Origin of the sequence: Thalassovita sp., from assembly GCF_963691685.1 — a bacterium.
Classification (GTDB): domain Bacteria; phylum Pseudomonadota; class Alphaproteobacteria; order Rhodobacterales; family Rhodobacteraceae; genus Thalassobius.
In genome coordinates, this window is record NZ_OY829290.1 from 1,871,620 (window position 1) to 1,890,607 (window position 18,988).

Annotated in this window: 17 protein-coding genes; 7 read left to right on the forward strand and 10 right to left on the reverse strand. The window is 59.8% G+C overall.

What is annotated here, in order from left to right; genetic code table 11:
* The first annotated feature begins 96 nt into the window (after positions 1–96).
* Genes ACORLH_RS09095 through ACORLH_RS09115 form a run of 5 tightly spaced genes read left to right on the forward strand, consistent with a single transcriptional unit; the run spans position 97 to position 4,140 of the window.
* Positions 97–1,143: an ABC transporter permease gene (locus ACORLH_RS09095; protein ID WP_420719816.1), complete on the forward strand. Its 1,047-nt coding sequence runs from the start codon at positions 97–99 to the stop codon at positions 1,141–1,143.
* Positions 1,140–2,042, forward strand: coding sequence for an ABC transporter permease (locus ACORLH_RS09100; RefSeq protein ID WP_321832385.1), 903 nt, complete (start codon positions 1,140–1,142; stop codon positions 2,040–2,042). Before ACORLH_RS09095 ends, ACORLH_RS09100 begins: the two co-directional genes overlap by 4 nt.
* Complete coding sequence (locus tag ACORLH_RS09105) at positions 2,039–2,881, forward strand: ABC transporter ATP-binding protein (protein WP_321832386.1); 843 nt, start codon at positions 2,039–2,041, stop codon at positions 2,879–2,881. Before ACORLH_RS09100 ends, ACORLH_RS09105 begins: the two co-directional genes overlap by 4 nt.
* Before the next feature lies 1 nt (position 2,882).
* On the forward strand, positions 2,883–3,629 hold the full coding sequence (locus ACORLH_RS09110) for an ABC transporter ATP-binding protein (RefSeq protein WP_321832387.1): 747 nt from the start codon (positions 2,883–2,885) through the stop codon (positions 3,627–3,629).
* A 10-nt stretch (positions 3,630–3,639) separates the two neighbouring features.
* Positions 3,640–4,140: a GAF domain-containing protein gene (locus tag ACORLH_RS09115; protein ID WP_321832388.1), complete on the forward strand. Its 501-nt coding sequence runs from the start codon at positions 3,640–3,642 to the stop codon at positions 4,138–4,140.
* Between the two features lie 84 nt (positions 4,141–4,224).
* Here ACORLH_RS09115 and ACORLH_RS09120 read toward each other — a convergent pair whose 3' ends face one another.
* The 9 genes from ACORLH_RS09120 to ACORLH_RS09160 form a co-directional block, all read right to left on the reverse strand.
* A complete protein-coding gene (locus tag ACORLH_RS09120) occupies positions 4,225–4,560 on the reverse strand; it encodes a carboxymuconolactone decarboxylase family protein (RefSeq protein ID WP_321832389.1) in 336 nt (111 codons plus the stop codon).
* Between the two features lie 103 nt (positions 4,561–4,663).
* The gene (locus tag ACORLH_RS09125; RefSeq protein WP_321832390.1) at positions 4,664–5,317 is read right to left on the reverse strand and encodes a DUF938 domain-containing protein; all 654 of its coding nucleotides are present in this window, start codon (positions 5,315–5,317) and stop codon (positions 4,664–4,666) included.
* A 182-nt stretch (positions 5,318–5,499) separates the two neighbouring features.
* Entirely contained in the window at positions 5,500–6,768 is a 1,269-nt protein-coding gene (locus ACORLH_RS09130; protein ID WP_321832391.1) for an AAA family ATPase, read from the reverse strand.
* A gap of 26 nt (positions 6,769–6,794) precedes the next feature.
* Positions 6,795–7,613, reverse strand: a complete 819-nt coding sequence (gene cpaB / locus ACORLH_RS09135) for a Flp pilus assembly protein CpaB (RefSeq protein ID WP_321832392.1) — start codon at positions 7,611–7,613, stop codon at positions 6,795–6,797.
* A gap of 46 nt (positions 7,614–7,659) precedes the next feature.
* Entirely contained in the window at positions 7,660–8,187 is a 528-nt protein-coding gene (locus ACORLH_RS09140; RefSeq protein ID WP_321832393.1) for an A24 family peptidase, read from the reverse strand.
* Positions 8,188–8,254: 67 nt separating this feature from the next.
* Entirely contained in the window at positions 8,255–8,431 is a 177-nt protein-coding gene (locus ACORLH_RS09145) for a Flp family type IVb pilin (protein WP_321832394.1), read from the reverse strand.
* Between the two features lie 687 nt (positions 8,432–9,118).
* Positions 9,119–10,072 (reverse strand): type II secretion system F family protein, encoded by a 954-nt coding sequence (locus tag ACORLH_RS09150; protein WP_321832395.1) that lies wholly within the window; start codon positions 10,070–10,072, stop codon positions 9,119–9,121.
* Between the two features lie 10 nt (positions 10,073–10,082).
* Positions 10,083–11,087 carry a type II secretion system F family protein gene (locus ACORLH_RS09155; protein WP_321832396.1) on the reverse strand — a complete coding sequence of 335 codons (1,005 nt, stop codon included), beginning with the start codon at positions 11,085–11,087 and terminating at the stop codon, positions 10,083–10,085.
* A complete protein-coding gene (locus ACORLH_RS09160; protein WP_058244925.1) occupies positions 11,080–12,567 on the reverse strand; it encodes a CpaF family protein in 1,488 nt (495 codons plus the stop codon). The genes ACORLH_RS09155 and ACORLH_RS09160 overlap by 8 nt, the downstream gene beginning before the upstream one ends.
* Positions 12,568–12,970: 403 nt before the next feature.
* Between ACORLH_RS09160 and ACORLH_RS09165 the strand changes: the two genes are divergently transcribed.
* A complete protein-coding gene (locus ACORLH_RS09165) occupies positions 12,971–14,227 on the forward strand; it encodes a response regulator (protein WP_321832397.1) in 1,257 nt (418 codons plus the stop codon).
* An 8-nt stretch (positions 14,228–14,235) separates the two neighbouring features.
* The gene (locus ACORLH_RS09170) at positions 14,236–16,437 is read left to right on the forward strand and encodes an ATP-binding protein (protein WP_321832398.1); all 2,202 of its coding nucleotides are present in this window, start codon (positions 14,236–14,238) and stop codon (positions 16,435–16,437) included.
* Here the strand turns inward: ACORLH_RS09170 and ACORLH_RS09175 are convergent.
* Positions 16,402–18,891, reverse strand: a complete 2,490-nt coding sequence (locus ACORLH_RS09175) for an ATP-binding protein (protein WP_321832399.1) — start codon at positions 18,889–18,891, stop codon at positions 16,402–16,404. The two genes, ACORLH_RS09170 and ACORLH_RS09175, sit on opposite strands and share 36 nt — an antisense overlap.
* Positions 18,892–18,988: the final 97 nt, after the last annotated feature.

Here is an 18,988-nt window from a genome sequence, read left to right on the forward strand (position 1 = left end):
AAACTTTGCAAAGAACTTTATGGACGGCGCAGAAAATGATGCATCCTGCAGGGCAGGGCGTGCCCGTCGACAAGACAGATCAGAGGAGAGAACCTCTTGTCCAACAAAGGAAATTCCAAAAGTAAGCTGCTGAGCCTGCTGACGGGAATCGCCGGTTTTGCCTTTGTGGTGGTGCTGACGTTTCTTGGTCTTCTGGCGATCACTTTCTTTATTGGTCGCGTGGTGCCAATCGATCCGGTGCTGTCGGTGGTCGGCGATCGCGCCACGCAGGAACAATATGATGCGGCGCGCATTGCGATGGGTCTGGATCAGCCCCTGTGGCGGCAGTTTCTGACATACGTCGCGGATGTGGCGCGCGGTGATTTTGGCATGTCGATATCCACCAACCGCCCGGTGGCCGAGGATCTGGCCCGCGTCTTCCCCGCCACGCTGGAGATGGCCACCCTGGGCATCATCATCGGTGTCGTGCTGGGGGTGCCGACAGGGGTCTGGGCGGCCGCCAAACAGGGCACTTGGGTGGATCAGATCATCCGTGTCTTTGCGCTGCTGGGTTATTCGGTGCCGGCCTTCTGGCTGGGCCTTGTCGGGCTGGCAGTGTTTTACGCAGGGCTTGGCTGGGTCGCGGGACCGGGCCGGGTGGATATCTATTACGAGGGTCTGGTTGATCCGATTTCAGGCGTGTTGCTGATCGATGCGCTGCTCATTGGCGACACCGAAGTGTTCTGGAACGCCCTGTCGCATCTGGTGCTGCCGTCGCTGATCCTCGGCTTCTTCAGCCTGGCCTATATCGCGCGGATGACCCGTAGTTTCATGCTGGACCAGCTGGGGCAGGAGTTTATCACCACCGCCCGTGTCAAAGGCGTTTCGGAATGGAAGGTGATCTGGTCCCACGGGTTCAAACCGATCCGCGTACCGCTGATCACCGTGATCGGCCTGTCTTATGCGGCGCTGCTCGAAGGCTCGGTCATGATTGAGACGGTGTTCAGCTGGCCGGGCATTGGCAACTACCTGACCCATGCGCTGCTGAACGCCGATATGAACGCCGTTCTGGGCGCCACGCTGGTGATCGGGGCTGTGTTCATCTTCATCAACAAAATTTCGGACGTGCTCTACCGCGTCCTCGACCCGCGGAGCAAATCATGACGACGATTGACTGGCTTCTCGCTGACTCGCCCACGTCACGGCTGCAGGCCAATGCCGGGCGGGCCTATCGCATGCTGCGCGCCCTGATGCGCAACCCGCTGGCGGTGATTGGCGGGATCATCATCCTGACCCTGATCTTTGCCGCGGCCTTCGCGCCCTGGATCGCCCCCGAAAGCCCGCTGGGTCAAAATCTGGAGGCCCGCCTGCTGCCGCCATCGGCCGATCATTGGATGGGCACGGATGAGTTGGGCCGCGATATCTTCAGCCGGGTGGTCCATGGCGCCCGCATCACGCTAGTGATCGTGGCGCTGGTCGCGCTGATTTCCGCGCCGCTGGGTCTGATCATTGGGGCGGTCGCTGGCTATTTTGGGGGCTGGACCGATAAAGTGCTGATGGGGCTGACTGATGTGTTCCTGTCGATGCCCAAGCTGATCCTTGCGCTGGCCTTTGTGGCCGCGCTGGGGCCGGGCATTGAAAACGCCATCATCGCGATTGCCATCACCGCATGGCCCGCCTATGCGCGGATCGCCCGGGCGGAAACGCTGACCTTTCGTAACTCTGAATTCATCGCCGCCACGCGCCTTCTGGGGGCCTCACACAGCCGGATCATTGTGCAGCATGTGCTGCCGCTCTGCACCTCATCGATGATCATCCGGGTAACGCTGGATATGGCCGGGATCATTCTGACCGCGGCCGGGCTTGGCTTTCTTGGCCTTGGGGCGCAGCCGCCGCTGCCGGAATGGGGGGCGATGATTTCCCGCGGTCGGACCTTTATTCTTGATCAATGGTGGGTGGCCACAATGCCGGGCTTCGCCATCATTCTGGTCAGCCTTGGCTTCTGTTTCTTGGGCGACGGGCTGCGCGATGTGCTGGACCCGAAACAGGGGGGCAAATCATGACCGCGCCGAAACCTTTGTTGGATGTTGAAAACCTCCGCGTCAGCTTCCCCACACCGACAGGTCCGGTGGAGGTTGTGAAGGGATTGAACCTGAGCCTTGGCCGTGAACGCCTTGGGATTGTTGGGGAAAGTGGATCGGGTAAGTCGATGACGGGCCGTGCCATCCTGCGCCTGATCCGCAAACCCGGCAAGATGACCGCGGATCGGCTGGCCTTTGACGGGGTTGAGCTGCAGGGGTTGAGCGAAAGCAAGATGCGCGATCTGCGCGGGGCGCGGATTTCGATGATCATGCAGGACCCCAAGTTTTCGCTCAATCCGGTGATGACCATCGGCTACCAGATTGCCGAAGCGCTGAAAGCCCATGAAAGCCTCAGCCGGCGCGACGTGCAGGCGCGGGTGATTGAGATGCTGCAGGCGGTGCGCATTAACGATCCTGAACAGGTGGCGCAGATGTACCCGCATCAGGTCTCGGGCGGGATGGGGCAGCGGATCATGATCGCCATGATGCTTATCCCACGGCCCGACCTGCTGATCGCGGATGAACCCACCTCGGCCTTGGATGTGTCCGTGCAGGGGCAGGTGCTGGATCTGATTGATGAGCTGGTGCGCGAAAAGGGCATGGGGCTGATCCTGATCAGCCATGACCTCAATCTGGTGGCGCGGTATTGCGACCGGATCATGGTGATGCACGCGGGCCAGGTGGTGGAAACCTGCGCGGCCAAGGATCTGCATAAGGCGCAGCATCCTTACACGCGCGGCCTGCTGGCGGCGGTGCCGCAAATGAAAGAAACCCGTGAGGTTCTGCCCGTGCTGGACCGCAGCCAATGGGGGGGCACCTGAGATGGGCAATCCTGCGATCCTACTGAAAGATCTGGATATTTCCTACGGCACCACCAAAGTGGTGCGCGATGTGAACCTGTCTGTCGCCGCGGGCGAAAGCTTCGCGCTTGTTGGCGAAAGCGGCTCGGGAAAATCAACGGTGCTGAAGGCCATCGCCGGGCTTGCTCCCGATTGGACCGGTCAGATTTCGGTGCTGGGACAGCCGCGCGGACATGGGCCGGACAGCGGGTTTGCCAAGACCTGCCAGATGGTGTTTCAGGATCCCTATGGTTCCCTCCATCCGCGCAAAGTGGTGGATGCCGTGCTGCGGGAACCGCTGAAAGTCCACGGGCTGGGCAACCGCGATGCCCGCATTGCTGAGGTGCTGAATGCCGTTGGGCTGGACCAGCGTTTCCGCTTCCGGTTTCCACATCAGCTGTCCGGTGGTCAGCGTCAGCGGGTGGCGATTGCCCGCGCGCTGATGCTGGGGCCCAAGGTGATGCTGCTGGATGAGCCGACCTCCGCCCTGGATGTTTCTGTGCAGGCGGAAATCCTGAACCTGTTGAAACGCCTGCGCGCTGAACAGGGGCTGACCTATCTGATGGTCACCCACAACCTGCCCGTGGTCAGCTTCATGTGTGACCGTATGGCGGTGATGAACAAAGGTGAGATTGTCGAAATTGCGGATGCAAAACAACTGCATAGCGGCGACTTCTCACATGACTATACCCGTGAACTCTATGCCGCCAGCGGCGCAGAGCCCGTATGAAGGACGTAAAATGAGTACCCCTGAGATCACCACAGCCCTCGCGATATTTACCGAAAGCCTCAGCAAGGCGACCACTGAGTCGCAAGCCTATGACGCCCTGTCGGCACTGACAGCCGCGACCGTTGGGGTGAAGCTGTTCACCATCATGACCGTGGACATGGAGGCGCTGCTGGCCCGGCGCGCCTATACCAACCGGCCGAATGCCTACCCAACATCTGGCACCAAGCCGATCGTTTTTGATGACTGGTTTCAATCGGTCCACAAACGGCATGAGACGTTTGTTGCCAACACCTTAGAGGATATTTCTAAAGTGTTTGGTGACTATGAGCTGATCGGCGAGCTGGGCTGCGGTTCGGTGGTGAACCTGCCGATCCTCAACAAGGGCGAGCTGATCGCGACGATCAATATCCTGCACGAAGAGCAGTTCTACACACCGCAAAAGGTTGCACTGGCGCAAGAGGTCTTGACCCTGCCGGCTTTGGCCGCGCTGGCCTTGGCGCGTCAGTTGTAACTTGGGTCAGATCGCCCCACGTGGGGTGGGTCGTCTGACCCCAAGGGACCCCGGTGCATCGCGCGCCGGGGTCAATTTTTTGCGTTAGGCGCTCAATTCGTCGAAACACTCCAAGGCTTTGCTGGCATACATCACCGACGGTCCACCGCCCATCTGAATGGCCATGCCCAAGGCTTCGCCAACCTCATCGCGGGTGGCGCCTGCGCGGATCAGCGCGTCAACATGGAACATGATGCAGGGTTCGCAGCGGCTGGCCACAGCAATGCCAAGGGCCACAAATTCCTTGGTTTTGTGATCCAGTGCCCCGTCACCCTTTACCGTTGCGCCCATTGCACTGAAGGCTTTGGTGGTGTCGGGTATCGCGCCGTTCAAGTTACGCACCTGGCCTTTAACGTCGGCGAATTTTTCTTTCCACGCCATTGGTCTTCCTACTCGCATTATCAGAATTGAATGTGTGCGGCAGTAAGACCACATTTCGCCGGTGGTCAACCTTGATCTGTGTCAGCTTGCGGCCTCGCCGGGCTCAGCCGGGCCGCCGGGCGATGAAAGACAGGTTGTTGGCGGGCATTTCCACCACTTGCACCATCTCCAGCCAGTTGGTTTGCAGCCAGTCGATCACGTCCCAGTCATCCTTGTAGCCAATGGCCGCGTCCTGGGCCTGCAGGCTGGCGTGAAACCGGGCGTCGCCCTCAGATGTGGTTTCGCCGTCCCGCAGGAAGGGGCCGTAGACGATAAAGACACCGCCGGGGGCCAGGGCTTGCGCGGCCTCGGCGATCAGGCGTTTGGCCTCATCGGTGGAAATCAGATGCAACAGGTTCACTAGCAGGATCAGATTCTGGCCGCCATGATCTGCGGACCATCCTACAGCGGTGGCATTGAGCGCGATGGCATCGGCCAGATTGTCCTGCCCGGCCCCATGGGCGTTGATCGAACGGCGCCGATCGGCATCGGGATCGCTGGGCTGCCATTGCAGTTGGGGCAGGGCGCGGGCCAGGGCCACCGCGTGTTCACCGGTGCCCGATGCGATTTCCAGCGCCTTGCCTGTTGCGGGCGCATGGGCGCGGACCAGATCGATGATGTAATCCATATTGCGCTGTGCCGAGGGCGCAAAAAGGCGGCCGTCACCATCAGCGGCGTCCATGTTCGGGCTGTCAGGTAGGGTCAGTTTGCGGCTCATCGGGCTTTCCTCCATCTTGCGGCGAGCCTAGGGGCAAAGCGTGTCCTTGCCCAGAGCTGGCAGATCACGAGGCCGTAAAATGATCGATGCCGGCACAGCCCCCCTAGGCTGTACCGGCACCGACGCCTCAGGCAACACCGCACCCGCAGGTGTGGTGATGTCCCCCCCGAGAATACCTGGGCTTACCCTTTGTTTTTGCCGCGCTTGAAGAACCGCATGCCGACGGCGCTGTCGCTGGGATTGGACAGACCGCTGAGGGCGGTTGCCAGCTTGCCAAAGGCCTGACGCTGGCTGCGGTTTTGTTTGTGCTGCACCACCAATGTGCCGTTGTTGTCGGCGCTGCCGTATTTGGCGGCGTCAAACATCAGCTCGACCGGTTCATTGACCCCCAGCGCTTTGACAAAGTCTGCGGGTTTGATTTCAGGTCGTTTCGGCTGCTTGATCTGGTTCAGCACCAGATGCGGTTTCTTTTCGCCAATGCGGATCGAGGCCAGCATTTCAATCAGCGACCGTGTGTTGCGCAGGCTGGCCAGATCCGGCGTTGCCACCAGCACCACCTCGTCCGCCAGATAGAGCGCTTTGCGCGTCAGCGGCGTCAGGGTCGAGGGCAGATCCAGCACCACATGCGGGGCCAGAACACGGATCAGGTCCATCGAATAGGCCAGGGCCTCTGGATCCAACTCGCGGTCCTGTTGATGGTTCTGCGGTCCGGCCAGCAGACGCAGCTGGTCGTCATAGTTGATCAGCAGACGTTCCAGTTTCTGGTCGTCCAGCTTTTCGGAATTGGCAATCGCGCCGATCAGATCCTGTTCAGGATTGCGGTTCAGGCACAGGCCAGCGGTGCCGAACTCAAAATCCAGATCCACCAGGATCGATTGGGCCCGGGCCTGTTCACCCAGAAACCATGCCGCGTTATGCGCAATGGTCGAAGATCCTGCGCCACCACGGGCGCCGATCACCGCGTGAATGCGACCAAGATGCACCTTGTCGGGGTCACGGAACAGTTCAAACAGCGCGGTGACCAGCAGCGGGGCTGTGACCGGGGTCTGCAGATAGTCTGCAACGCCCTGACGGGTCAGCGCCCGGTAAAGCGCGATGTCATTGGAGGGGCCGATCAGCACCAGTTCGGTGTCGACACGGCAGAGCTGGGCCAGGCTGTCCAGCTGATTGAACAGTTTGGTGGGGTCGTCATCGACCTCAATCACCAAAAGGTCCGGGCTGTCGGCATCCTGATAAGCGGCAATCGCCTGCTCCATGCCGCCGCTCATCAGCTGGCAGCGCACGCGGCTCAGGTGACGGCTGGCCTGCATCTGTTGCAGCGCATTGCGGGTTTGCGGCGTGGCTGCGAAGGCATCGCAGGTCATTGCGGGCAATCGACCAATGGCCGGGCGCATACCGCCGATGTTGTCGGGATCGGATGGATCCGCTGTGAATTTGGTGAAGATCTTCATACCGTTTACCTCAGGGGGGAAGGCGCTTAGTTCAGCACAACGATTTCAGAAACGCCGCCTCGGGTGACCTTGACCGTGCGCGGGGGCTGCTCAACGATCTGCGGTTCAGGGATCAAGGTGGCAACTTCTTCCTTTGGTTCAACAACTTCGTTGTCGTCAAAGGAGCGAAGCAGGAGAGAGAGGCCGCCGCTGGCCTCCGCCGCGATGACCTGCTCGGCATCATCGGGCGAAAGCTCTAGCGTGGCGGTTTTGCCAACCAGCACAGCGCTGTCAGCGTTCGATGCCGTCCCCGATTGGTCAATTGCCAGAACGCGAACGTTCTGCAGGATTGTCTCGGTTTTCATTCTTGTACGGCAGCGAATTTCGTCTTCACAACGCGAGGTCAACAGGATGTCGACCCGGTTGTTGGGCAGGATGAACCCACCGGCGGTCTTGGCCGCGCTGACTTCAATCGCAACGGCACGCATACCGGGCGAGAGCAGCGAGGACAGATAGCCCTGGCGGGTGTCTGCAAAACTTTCAGGCAGGACGGGTTGTCCGGCAAACATATTGATGCGGGCGATGGAGCCAACCGTGGTTTCCAAAGCATCCGGCACATCATTGGACGAGACCATGCTGGGATGCAGCGCATTGCGCGGCCATTCGATCCAGCCGATATCTTCCATCACCAGCTCAGCACCCTGATCGATAGAGCGCACAGCGGCAAGAACCTGCAAAGTGGGGGCTTCCTGTACGACCTCTGGGGCGGCAGCGGTTTCGGTTTCATCCGGCACCGACATATTCACCAGCATGGTGGCTGAGCCACCACAGACAAGCGCTGTCACAATGATTAACGATCTGAACATGGTTACGCCCTCGGATTGGAGGTGGAGACAGGTTGCACAGGGCGGGTCACGTCACCGACGTCACCCAGGGAGAAAACGGAATAAGGGCAAGGGCAGCGGCGGCGAGGGCAAATCCAACTGGGGCTCTGGCCCGCGGGGTTTGCGATTGAGGCAGCTGGCACGAGGCCTGTTCCGGGGGGAATGAGCGGCGGGCACGTGGCAAGCCAATCAACAGGAGGGCACAAAGGCCCCCGATCAGTGCGCTCAATCCCAGGAAACTGAGGATCTGAGACGCCCCAAGCCAGAGGCTGCAAACGGCGGCAAATTTACTCATGCTGCTGCCCGCAGGCTGTGGCAGCCATCCCATGGCAGAAAGCAGCAGCCCGACGAACAACACCATAGTGGCAGCGATCAGGCTGGCTGCGATCTCGTCCCGGCTCCAACCTGACCCTGCAGCGACTAGCAGATAGCCACATAGCAGGGTGAGGGTGAGGCCATTTGGGATGACCATCGTTCTGATGTCCCGGACCGCCACGATGAGGGCGATGATGGCAAATCCGGTCAAGGAAAGAAGGGATAGACCTGTGATATACATGTCCGCCTCCTTACTGGGGTGGGGGTGACCGAACCGCCCCGGGGCATCAGATCAGGTAAGACGAAGCTTAGGCTTCATCCTCCGACAGCGAGTCGGAGATGGTCGTGAAAGTGGAATCCAAGTTTCCCCCGAGGGTGGTCAGGGCGGTGATGGCTACCACGGAAATCAGGCCAGCAATCAGAGCGTACTCAATTGCGGTCGCGCCGGATTCACCTTTGGTGAATTTGGTCAGGAACTTTTTCATGGGACTTTCCTTTCAAGGTTTCCGGTACTCGTAACCGGGGGGACAAAATTTCGGTGTCGCTCTTTGGCGTACGTTTGTTACGGACGGTCCTCAGACTGGGTAGGTCCGAGACTGCTCGGGTGACCGTCCGTTGAGGATGAGAATGCGGTAAAAAACAGCGCGGCGAAATTCGGCCGGATACCCTAGGACAAAAGAGCAAAATGGCGGGATGGATGAGATGCCAAAGGTGCTATGACCCTATACTTTGGGTGGGTTATACCCTGAAAACGTCTGGATAAGAGACTGTTTTCATGAGGGAAATTGATATAGATCAACCGCTCCTGTCTGTCAAACGGCCGATTTCAGAAAACTGTTAGACCAGCGCCGAGTCGCCGAATTGGGGCGGGGAATCACCTGGCCGGTGGTGTGGGAATCAGTTGAGGAACGCGCCGTTGTGGGAGGGGCGATCTGGCCCCTGAGGGTATCCTGATCAGGCCGGTTGTTGAGCGGTAGCGCAGGCGCAGAGGTTCCCCACGTCCATCGCCGGCCTGCAGAGGGGGCTTAGGGCAGTTCAGGCCGCAGGCTGCTGGCAGCGGGCAAGACAAAAGGCGCAGAGGGGATCCCCTGCGCCTTTCGACTGCTCGGCTTTTCGCCTGTTTATGAAGTGTCTTTGGGTTGACGGCGGGCTGCCTGTGGGCCGTCCGGTCCTTAGCCCTGGATGATCTGGATGATCGCCGGGGCGATGATGATGACAAAGAGGATCGGCAGGAAGAAGACGATCATCGGCACGGTCAGCTTCGGCGGCAGGGCGGCGGCCTTTTCCTTGGCGCGTTCCAGCCGCAGATCGCGGCTTTCCTGGGCGTGTACCCGCAGCGCGCGGCCCAGATCGGTGCCGTATTTTTCGGTCTGTTTGAGCGATCCAACCACCTGACGTACCGGATCCATTCCTGTACGTTGTACAAGGTTATCAAGCGCTTGCGAGCGGTCCTGCAAGTAGGACAGCTCCAATGCGGTGAGCGAGATTTCCTCGGCCAGTTCTTTCGACTGCATGCCAATTTCTTCGCTCAAGCGGATCAGCGCCGCATCGATACCGTAGCCGGATTCCACACAGATCAGCAGCAGGTCCAGCGCGTCCGGCCAGGCCTTCTGGATCGAGGCTTGGCGTTTGGTGATCCGGTTGGAGACATACATCCGCGGCAGCATGAAGCCCAGGAAGGCACCACCACCGCCCAGCATGGCGACGTTCTGCAGGGTCATCTCTTTTTCAAAGATCGTGACGCCGTAAAACAGCACAACCCCAGCCATCAAGATGGGCATCAGGATCGAGACCATCACATAGATGCCCAATGCGTTGGAGCTGCGCAGGCCCGCCATCCGCAGTTTCTTCAGGATCGCGGTGGACTGGGTGCCGGCAAGCTTGGCAAAGACGTTGGCCTGTTGCGTGGCCCGTTTGCTGTTCGCCAGCCCCATGGAGGCCATCAGCGACTTTTTCTGCTGCATGGTCTGGGTGCCGCCATGTTCAATGGCCACCTTGGCCAGACGGCGCTGCAGGTTTTCCTTTTTCAGCATGGGCATGGCCAGTCCCAGCACCACAAGGAAGCCGGCAACTGAAACCAAAAGGATCGCCATGATCTGCGGGGAGAGGAAGTCTAAAGAAATCATCTGATCCTCCTCACACGTCGAAGTTGATCATTTTTTTCATCACCATGATGCCGGTGAACATCCACAATGCGCAGCCGCCCAGGATCAGCTGGCCCATGCTGGTGCCAGTTAAAACGGTTATATATTCGGGGCTTAGGTAGAAAAGCGCACCTGCCACAAGCATCGGCATGGAGCCAATCATGCGGCCGGACATCTTCGCCTCAGACGACATGGTCTTGATCTGTGCATCCAGCATCTTGCGGCCCCGCACAACCAGCGAGAGGTTGTTCAGGATCTCACTCAGCGACCCGCCGGAACGGCTCTGCACCGCCAGAACAATCGCAAAGAAGGAGGTTTCAGCCAATGGTACGCGAACCGCCAGACGGTGCGCCGCCTTTTCCAGGGGCATGCCGACGGATTGGTCGTTCAGCAGCATCTGAAACTCGGACCGCACCGGTTCTTTGGTTTCATTGGCAATGGTCTTCAGGCATTCGCTCAGCGGCAGACCGGCGCTGACACCACGCACGATGATGTCCAACGCGGCCGGAAATTCATTGGAGAACTTCTTGAGCCGGACTTTGGTGGCGCGCACCACAAAGAAATAGGGCAGCGCAAGGCCCAGAAAGGCGGCACCGGGGGCAGCCATCATCGGGTTCAGCTGCAGGCCGATCGACAGCCCGCCAAAGGACAGGAGCGCCGTGCCCAGGCAGACCAGCACAAACTTCTTCTTGGACCAGTCCAGCCCGGCCTGTTTCAGCTGGGTCTGGAAGGTAGCGCCTTTGCCGCCTTTCCCCCCTTTGCTATCCTTCATCGCGGAACGGATTTGCCTACGACGCAGTTCGGCGTCAACGGCATCGCTGCCCGGGGCAGGGCGGCCAGACCGGCCCCCGGCCACCCGGTTCATCCGCTTTTTCAGACGCGAGTCGCTGGCCTTTTCGCTGGATCCCAGCATCAGGGCGACCACCAGCACAAAGACTGACAGGAAGATCGCCGCCTCAAGCAGGGCTGCCTGATTGTCTTGGATAAACTCAAGCATGATGCATCCCCTCGTCGTTGGCCTCCGCGGCGCGCAGGGCGTTGGTCAGGTCATCGGCGCAGCCGAAATAGCGCGCGCGCTCCCAGCATTTGGGACGGCTGATGCCGCAGCTTTCGTGGCGGCCGATGATCTTGCCGTTTTCGTCTTCGCCAAGGATCTTGTAGAGGAACAGATCCTGGGTGGTCAGAACATCCCCTTCCATGCCCAGCACTTCGGTGATGTGGGTGATCCGGCGGGAGCCATCGCGCAGGCGCTGCGCCTGCACGATGACATCGACCGAGGAAGCAATGATTTCACGCAGGGTACGGACAGGCAGTCGGGATCCCCCCATTGTAATCATTGCTTCCATACGGGACATGGCGTCCCGTGGGGTGTTCGCGTGTACGGTGCCCATGGAACCGTCGTGACCGGTGTTCATCGCCTGCAAGAGGTCAAAGGCCTCAGGGCCACGCACCTCGCCCACGATGATCCGTTCCGGACGCATCCGCAGACAGTTTTTCACCAGATCGCGCATGGTAACCTCACCGGTGCCCTCCAGGGATGGCGGGCGGGTTTCCAGACGCACCACATGCGGCTGTTGCAGCTGCAGTTCGGCGGCGTCTTCGCAGGTCACGATCCGTTCGGTTGTCTCGATAAACCCGGCCAGACAGTTCAGCAGGGTTGTCTTGCCCGAGCCGGTGCCGCCCGAAACCAGAATGTTACACCGCACCCGGCCAATGATCTTCAGGATCTCCGCCCCTTCAGGGGTGATCGAGCCGAAGTTGACCAGATCCTCTAGCGTCAGAGAATCCTTGCGGAATTTACGAATGGTCAGCGCGGTGCCATCCACCGCCAGCGGGCCGGCGATCACGTTGACGCGGCTGCCGTCGGGCAGGCGGGCGTCACAGATCGGGCTGGATTCATCCACGCGGCGGCCCACCTGGGACACGATGCGCTGACAGACGTTCAACAACTGTCGATTGTCTTGGAACCGGATCGGGGTGCGTTCCATTTTTCCACCCACCTCGATGAAGATCGGGTCGGTGCCATTGACCATGATATCGGCAATATCATCACGTGCCAGCAGCGGTTCCAGCGGGCCGTAGCCCAGGATGTCATTGGTAATATCTGCGATCAGATTCTTCTGTTCCGATTCCGAGATAACCTCTTTCTTCACCGCCAGAATATCGGTGACGTAATTGGCAATCTCGCGGCGTTCCTCATCTTCACCCATCTGCGCCAGCTGGTTGATATCCAGCATCGAGATCAGGGTTTCCATGATCTCGCTTTTCAGTTTGTAACGGGCGCTGTCGGCTTCGGTCGGAACCGGCGACCGTTCGGCCTTGGCTTTGGGAATAACCTTGGTGTCAGGCTTTTTCGCAACCGGCTCAGGGGCGGCAGCTGCGGGTTCCGGGGCTGGGGTAGCGGCGCGAGTCGGTTCAGGTGCCGGGGCAGGACGACTGGCTTTCTTGGCGATTGGACCGGTTCTTTTGCCGAACATGGGTAACCTCAGAACTTACGTGACAACAAGCAATGGAACACAGCGCATAACAGGCGCGTCCTTCATTCTGCGCTTGTCGTCCCGGTTCCAGCAACTCATCCGGGTGGCCTAAGAAAATGCGGGAACTTCGGAGGGGCAGGCCTCAAAAAGTATGTAGGCATCTGACGAATGGACCCGGCCGTTAACCCTATGCGCGGACCACTAGGACCATCCGGCAGGTTACAGTGTGGGTGCAGAATCAATTGCGCCCCTGAACGGCCCCTGAGGTCGCCCATAAGTGGCACGCCCTAGGCCAGATGGCCCCAACCGGCCGCCTGACGGAGATGCGCAAAGAAACCAGAGCTGAACGGACAAATCGATGAGCGAAACACCTTGTGGTCCTGATATGTCAGAGGACAACTGGATGTCTCCAACCCCTGCAGCGGAGCGTGCGGGCCTGCGTGTCTTGGTCCTGAGTGATCAGGCAGACGCACGGTTGGCGGTCTCAGCCGAGGGGCCCATTTCACTGCGATTGGTACACAGCTGGGTCGATGTGACGGCTGCATTGGCGGCGGAACATGTGGATGTTCTGGCCCTGGAAAGTTTCAACGAAGCGATGATCGAAGGTGGCCAGCTGGGTGAGGCCCTGCGCCAGTCCCCCGATCTGCACATCGCTTTGGTCGCCCCGGAAATCGATATGAACCTGGCCCGTTTGGCCCTGCGCAAAGGGGTGAACGGTATCATCCTGAACGCCGCTGAAGATGAGGTGCTGGATACCCCGCTGCGTATGGTGGCCGAGGGTAAGGTTTACATCGACAGTTCCATGGCCGGGCAGCTTTTGGGGCAGGCCGGTCCTGCAGGCAGCGCTGATCAACCGTTAATTTCGCTGACGGATACCGTGGCGCTGGTTGCGGATGATGATGAATATTTCCGCATGGCTCTGACCACGATCCTGCTGGATAAATTTGGCTTCACCGAGGTTTATGAGGCCAGCAATCTGGAACAGGCCGAACAGATCATGAGCGGCTGCGACCGTGTGGATCTGGCCCTGTTTGATCTGCGCATGCCGGGTATGACTGGTGCCTCCTCCCTGGGACGTATCCGCCAGACGCACCCCGAAATTCGCAAAATGGCGGTGGTGTCGGCCAGTCAGGACCGTAACGATGTGCTGCAGTCCCTGGCGGCGGGCACCTATGGCTATGTCTCTAAGGCCGAGGGCATTTCTGAGCTGAAGCTGGCGCTGTCCCAGATCCTGAAGGGCCGCATTTATGCGCCTGCGCTGCTGCATGAGCCGCCAGAGCTGGATCCGCATCTGGAACCGGAAAACCCCGCTGTTGTGCTGAGTTTTGAGAACGGTGAACAGGTGCATTACGGCGCCGATGTCGAAGATCTGGCTGAGGCCGCGCGTTACGTGCCGCAGGGCCGCGAGGCGCAGGCCCCCTGTGCCGTTTCCCCCGACACCATGATCGCCAAAGAGCCGGAAGACCGTCCTGAGCTGTCGCCGCGTCAGCGCATGGTGTTGGAACTGCTGGTACAGGGCATGTCCAACAAGGAAATCGCCCGCGAAATGAATTTGGGTATTGGCACCGTCAAAGTGCATATGACGGCGCTCTTTACCAAACTTAACGTCTCCAACCGGACCTCTGCGGTCGCTGTCGGGGCCCCGCTGTTACAAGAGTAGTGAGTTTTATGCCGTTCTTTTCCTCAGAGCAGAAAAAGACAGAAGAGGGCGATGCCGCTGAGGCATCCATCGCAGGTGCCTTAAACGGTAAGCTGCGCAGCTCGATGATCAAGCTCTGCTTTGCGGGGCTTCTGGCTGCGGCGTCGGTGTTTCAGATCCTGTCACTGGTGCAGGCCGTGGCCGATGGCACCCAGCGGGTGGCCAAAATCTCGCAAGGTTTGGATGTGCTCAGCGATGTCGAAGCGCAAAGCGACGGGCTGGAGGCATTGATCCTGAACGCCGCCCCCCGCCATGCGCTGGCGGATCTGGCGGAACGTGAAGATGCCATCGCAAACCACCTGCGTCTCTTTCAGCGCAGCGGCGCCGCCGATCTGGCGCCCGAGCATTACACCGCACTACGTTCGCAATCCGAGGTGTTGATTGATCTGGCCCGCACGGCTGTCTTCAGCGCGGCGGCCCCTGACGATCTGGAGGCCCTGCGCGAGGGCACGGTGCAATTCCGCCAGCAGGTCCATCTGTTGCAGGACAGCCAATCGGCGCTGACTCAGGCCGGTTTTGGTGGTCTGGCGGCGGAAACCCGCAGCAAGGTGTTTCTGTTGATCCTGTTTCTGGCTGGCACGCTATTTTTGCTGTCGACCGTCCTGATCACGGGGTTCCGCGAAATGGCGCGCCGTCATGAAGTTGAGCGGGAATTGATGCAGGCGATGGCCGAGGTGGATGAAGCCAGCAAAGCCAAAAGCCGCTTTTTGTCGACCATCACCCATGAAATCCGCACGCCGCTGAATGCGATCTTGGGGTTCTCCGAATTGCTGGGCCGTGAACCGCTCAGCCCGGATCAGAAACAACAGGTTTCCCGCCTCAAAAGCGCCGGGCGCACGCTTAGCCGGATTGTGGATGACGTGCTGGACCTCAGCCGTATCGAAGAAGGTGGGCTGGAACTGCGGGATGAGGATTTCTCCCCCAATGAATTGTTCCGTGAAGCGATCGATCTGGTGTCGGTGCATTCACAGACCAAAGGCCTGATCCTGTCATCGGAAATTTCGGCCAATATGCCACGACTGCTGCGCGGTGATCCGCTGCGGCTCAGCCAGGTTCTGCTGAACCTGCTGAACAACGCGATCAAGTTTACCGAAGAGGGCAGCGTTACCCTGCGGGTCAGCAGCCGGATCGAAGACGACAAGCAGGAAGCCAAACTGCGCATCGAAGTGCAGGACAGCGGTATCGGCATTGCCCCCGAAGATCAGGAACGCCTGTTTGACCGTTTTGCCCAGATCGAAGAGGGCATGGCGCTGCAAAACAATGGCGGCTCAGGTCTGGGTCTGGCGATCTCGCAAGGGTTGGTGCGCAGCATGGGCGGCGATCTGCAGGTCCACAGCACCCCGGAGGAGGGCGCGACCTTCTGGTTCTACCTGACCCTGCCGATCGTTGATAGCCGCAGTGAGCTGCCTGTTGAGGTGCCGGAACTGTCGGTACTGAACGCCGCCGCTGAACGGGTGATGCTGGTTGATGACAGCGCCGACACTGGCGATCTGATCCGTCGGATCATGAAACGCGAGGGCATCCATGTGGAGGTGGTGACCAACCCGCTGGACGCGCTGAACCAGGTGACGGATTATGATCCCGATGTGATCCTATGCGATATGCAGATGCCGGAATTGAGCGGTGTTGAACTGACCCGCCGCATCCGCGCCCTGCCTGCCCCTTATTGTGATGTGCCGGTCATCGCCTTTTCGGCCACCAGTTTTTCGGATGAGATTGAGCAGATGATGCTGGCCGGGGCCAATGCGTTTTTGGCAAAACCCTTTCAGATCAACGATCTGGTGGCGGCGATCAGCGGGGTTCTGGCCGATGCCGGGGAACGCTATAGCGCCCGTGTGGCTGAAAAACGTGACGGCCACAGCTTCCATGAACTGGAAGAGATGGTGCAGTTGATGGGTAAGTCTTGGGTGTTGAAATTCATCACCCGCCTCAGCGACCGGTTGGAAGCCAGCTTCAAGGGCAGCCAGTCCCGCAGCGAACGTATGGCCATGGCCCACCGTGTGGTGGCTGAGGCCGGTCAGATCGGCGAAAAGGATCTGGCGCTGGCGGCAACCTCGCTGGAACAAGCCCTGCGCGCGGGGGGCGATACCTCCAAGCAGGAGGCGCGGTTCCGCAATGAGGCGCGCGCCTTCCTGTCACGCCTGCCGCTGTTCACTCTTCGGATCGGCTGATCCTTTTTCTTCCAGTTCCGTCAGGGGCGCGCCGTGGCGCCGCTCCAACTCATGCAGCAGGCGGCGCATCGACAGGGGTTTGGTCAAAATCCCATCGGCGCCTGCATCGCGTAGCTCCTCCTCGCCAGTGGCCCCGGCGCTGAGGCCGAAGATCGCGCCATCATAGCCATCTGCCCGCAGCAGGCTGCAGAGTTTGATGCCATCCATGCCCGGCAGTTCAATGTCGGTTAGCACCAGATCTGGGTCCAGACTGTCAATCGCATCCAGCGCCTGTTCGGCCGTGGTCAGGTGATAAACGTCACGGAACCGGCGTTTCAGCTGTGACTGGGTGATTTCAGCCACCAGCGCGTTGTCCTCAATCAGCAAGACGCTGAGGTCCAGCTTGTCGGGCTCCGCCTCAACAACCTGCGCCGCCGGTGCTTCGGTCACGGCGCGCAGTGGGACAGACACCTGGAATCGTGCGCCGCCTTGGGCACTGGGCATATAGCTGACCCGTCCCTTCAGGTTTTCCGCAAAGAGCTTGACGATATATATCCCCAACCCGGTGCCTTCTGCCTTGGAAAACACCCCGCGGGTTTGCCGGTTGAACGGGTCAAACAGCCCGGGCAGCAGGGCGTCGGGAATGCCCTTGCCGTTGTCTTCGATCGTCCAGATGCCCTGCAACCGGCCGTCTGGGTAGTCTTCACGGTAGCTGATCACCAGATGGTTGCCGCCGGAATGCAACACGGCGTTGCGGATCAGGTTGCCCAAGATCTGCTGCACCCGCCCCACATCGGTGATCCGTTCCGCATCATATTTCTGGGCGGTGCGCAGATCGATGGCGATGCCGGCCTGTTCCGCCACCACGCGATAGACATTGGCCAGGTGATTGACCAGGTCATTGGGGCGGAAACTGCTTTCGCTGGCGGGCAGCAGATCCTCATCCCGCACCACGCTGCCCATATCGTCCATCAGCGTCAGGAATTGCTGCAGCACATTGTCAAACCGCGGGCCCAGTTTGTCCCAGTCCTGCGTGTCATTCATCTGTTCGGCCAGCATCTTCAACAGGGCGGCCGGCGTGCGCAATTCGTGGCTGATCAGGGCAAACAGGCGGTGCTGGCGTTCTTTGCTGACCTCCAACTGGCGCAGCGTTTCCTTCAACGCGACCGAGGCTTCATGGATCTCGGTGATGTCCGTCAATGTGCCGATGGTCACCAGACCATATTGCCAGGATACCTCGGACACGCTGTGCAGGCGGTAAACCCGGTAGGGCGCGCCATCTTCCCAGCTGTTGCCATTGGCCACCTGCACGATGGCGGCCTGCGGCTCCGGCGCGTGGCTGGACAGAATGCGCGCCAGTTTGCTGGCATCTTTCGGCGGCATCCGGCGCAATGTGTCCAGCAGCGTGTCACTAAAGGTGCGCTGCGGCGCCAGGCGGATCATATTGTCCATCCAGAACCGCTGCAGTTTGGCGTTGTAAAGGAAATAGCCGTATTTGGAAAACTCGTATGAATTCCATAGCTTCTGGCGCAGGGATCGATTGCGATAGCGCTGTGCCCGCTGGTTCAGAAGCGCCAGATCAAACAGCGTCATCATGGCAAACAGCGTTGCAAAAATCAGGTAGTCCTGCGGCCAGTTCATTGTTTCATCCGGGATCAACACCCGCTGCAGAACGATCCCCAGCAGGGTGATCGGCAGGGCGGTGGTAACCGGCATGATGTAGCGCAATGAGATGGCAAACATCACGGTGAACACCCGCTCGGTCTGCCAGCCCAGTGTCTTGTCCAGCAGCCCGATGAGCAGGAACAGGATCAGCAGCGGTGTGGCGCGCAGGATGGTGCCAAGGGTCGGCGGATAAAGCGCAAAGATCAGGCAGAAGGTCACATAGACTCCGGTGCGGATCGCCTGGCTGGTGGACATCGTCGCCATTTCATCCAGTCGCCCCAGACCCAGATAGGTGGTGCCCACCCAGGAGGCGGCCAAAACCAAGGGCGTGCCGAGGCCGAGGATGATGGCAAATGTTGTGGCCGAAAGGGAAACGTCCAATGACGGTTTATAGGGGCCGCGGGCCAGTATCGGCTCAACCACGCGGGTCAAATAGGCCAAGCCAAAACCGAAGACCGCATTGAACAGCAGGCTGGCCCCCAGAAAGGCCGCAAAGCCCATGTTTGGGGGCAGCTCATAACTGCCGGTGTGAATGGTCCACAGCGTTGACAGGACATGCAGCAGCAGAAACGACACCGCAAAGACCGGGCGGCGGTTCACAGGAAACAGGGTGAAGCCAACCAGCAGCAGGATGGTGGCCGGATGGGGCAGGTGGCTGGAGAACGTGTATTCCGCCAGCTCCAGCAGGCTGCGCCTGTCGCCGCTGATATAGGCCAGCGCGGTGACAAACAGCAAAAGCACCGGGAAGACGATTTCAAACTTGCGGTCCAGCAGGTCCCGTGCCGCATTGGCGCGTGGTTGCTGTAACATCGCGCGGATCAAGACGCGGTCTTGTTCGGATCCAACGTTTGGAAATACTTCGGTACTATTGGTGCTGCCGCGCAATCGAATTCCCCAAAAGCCACAT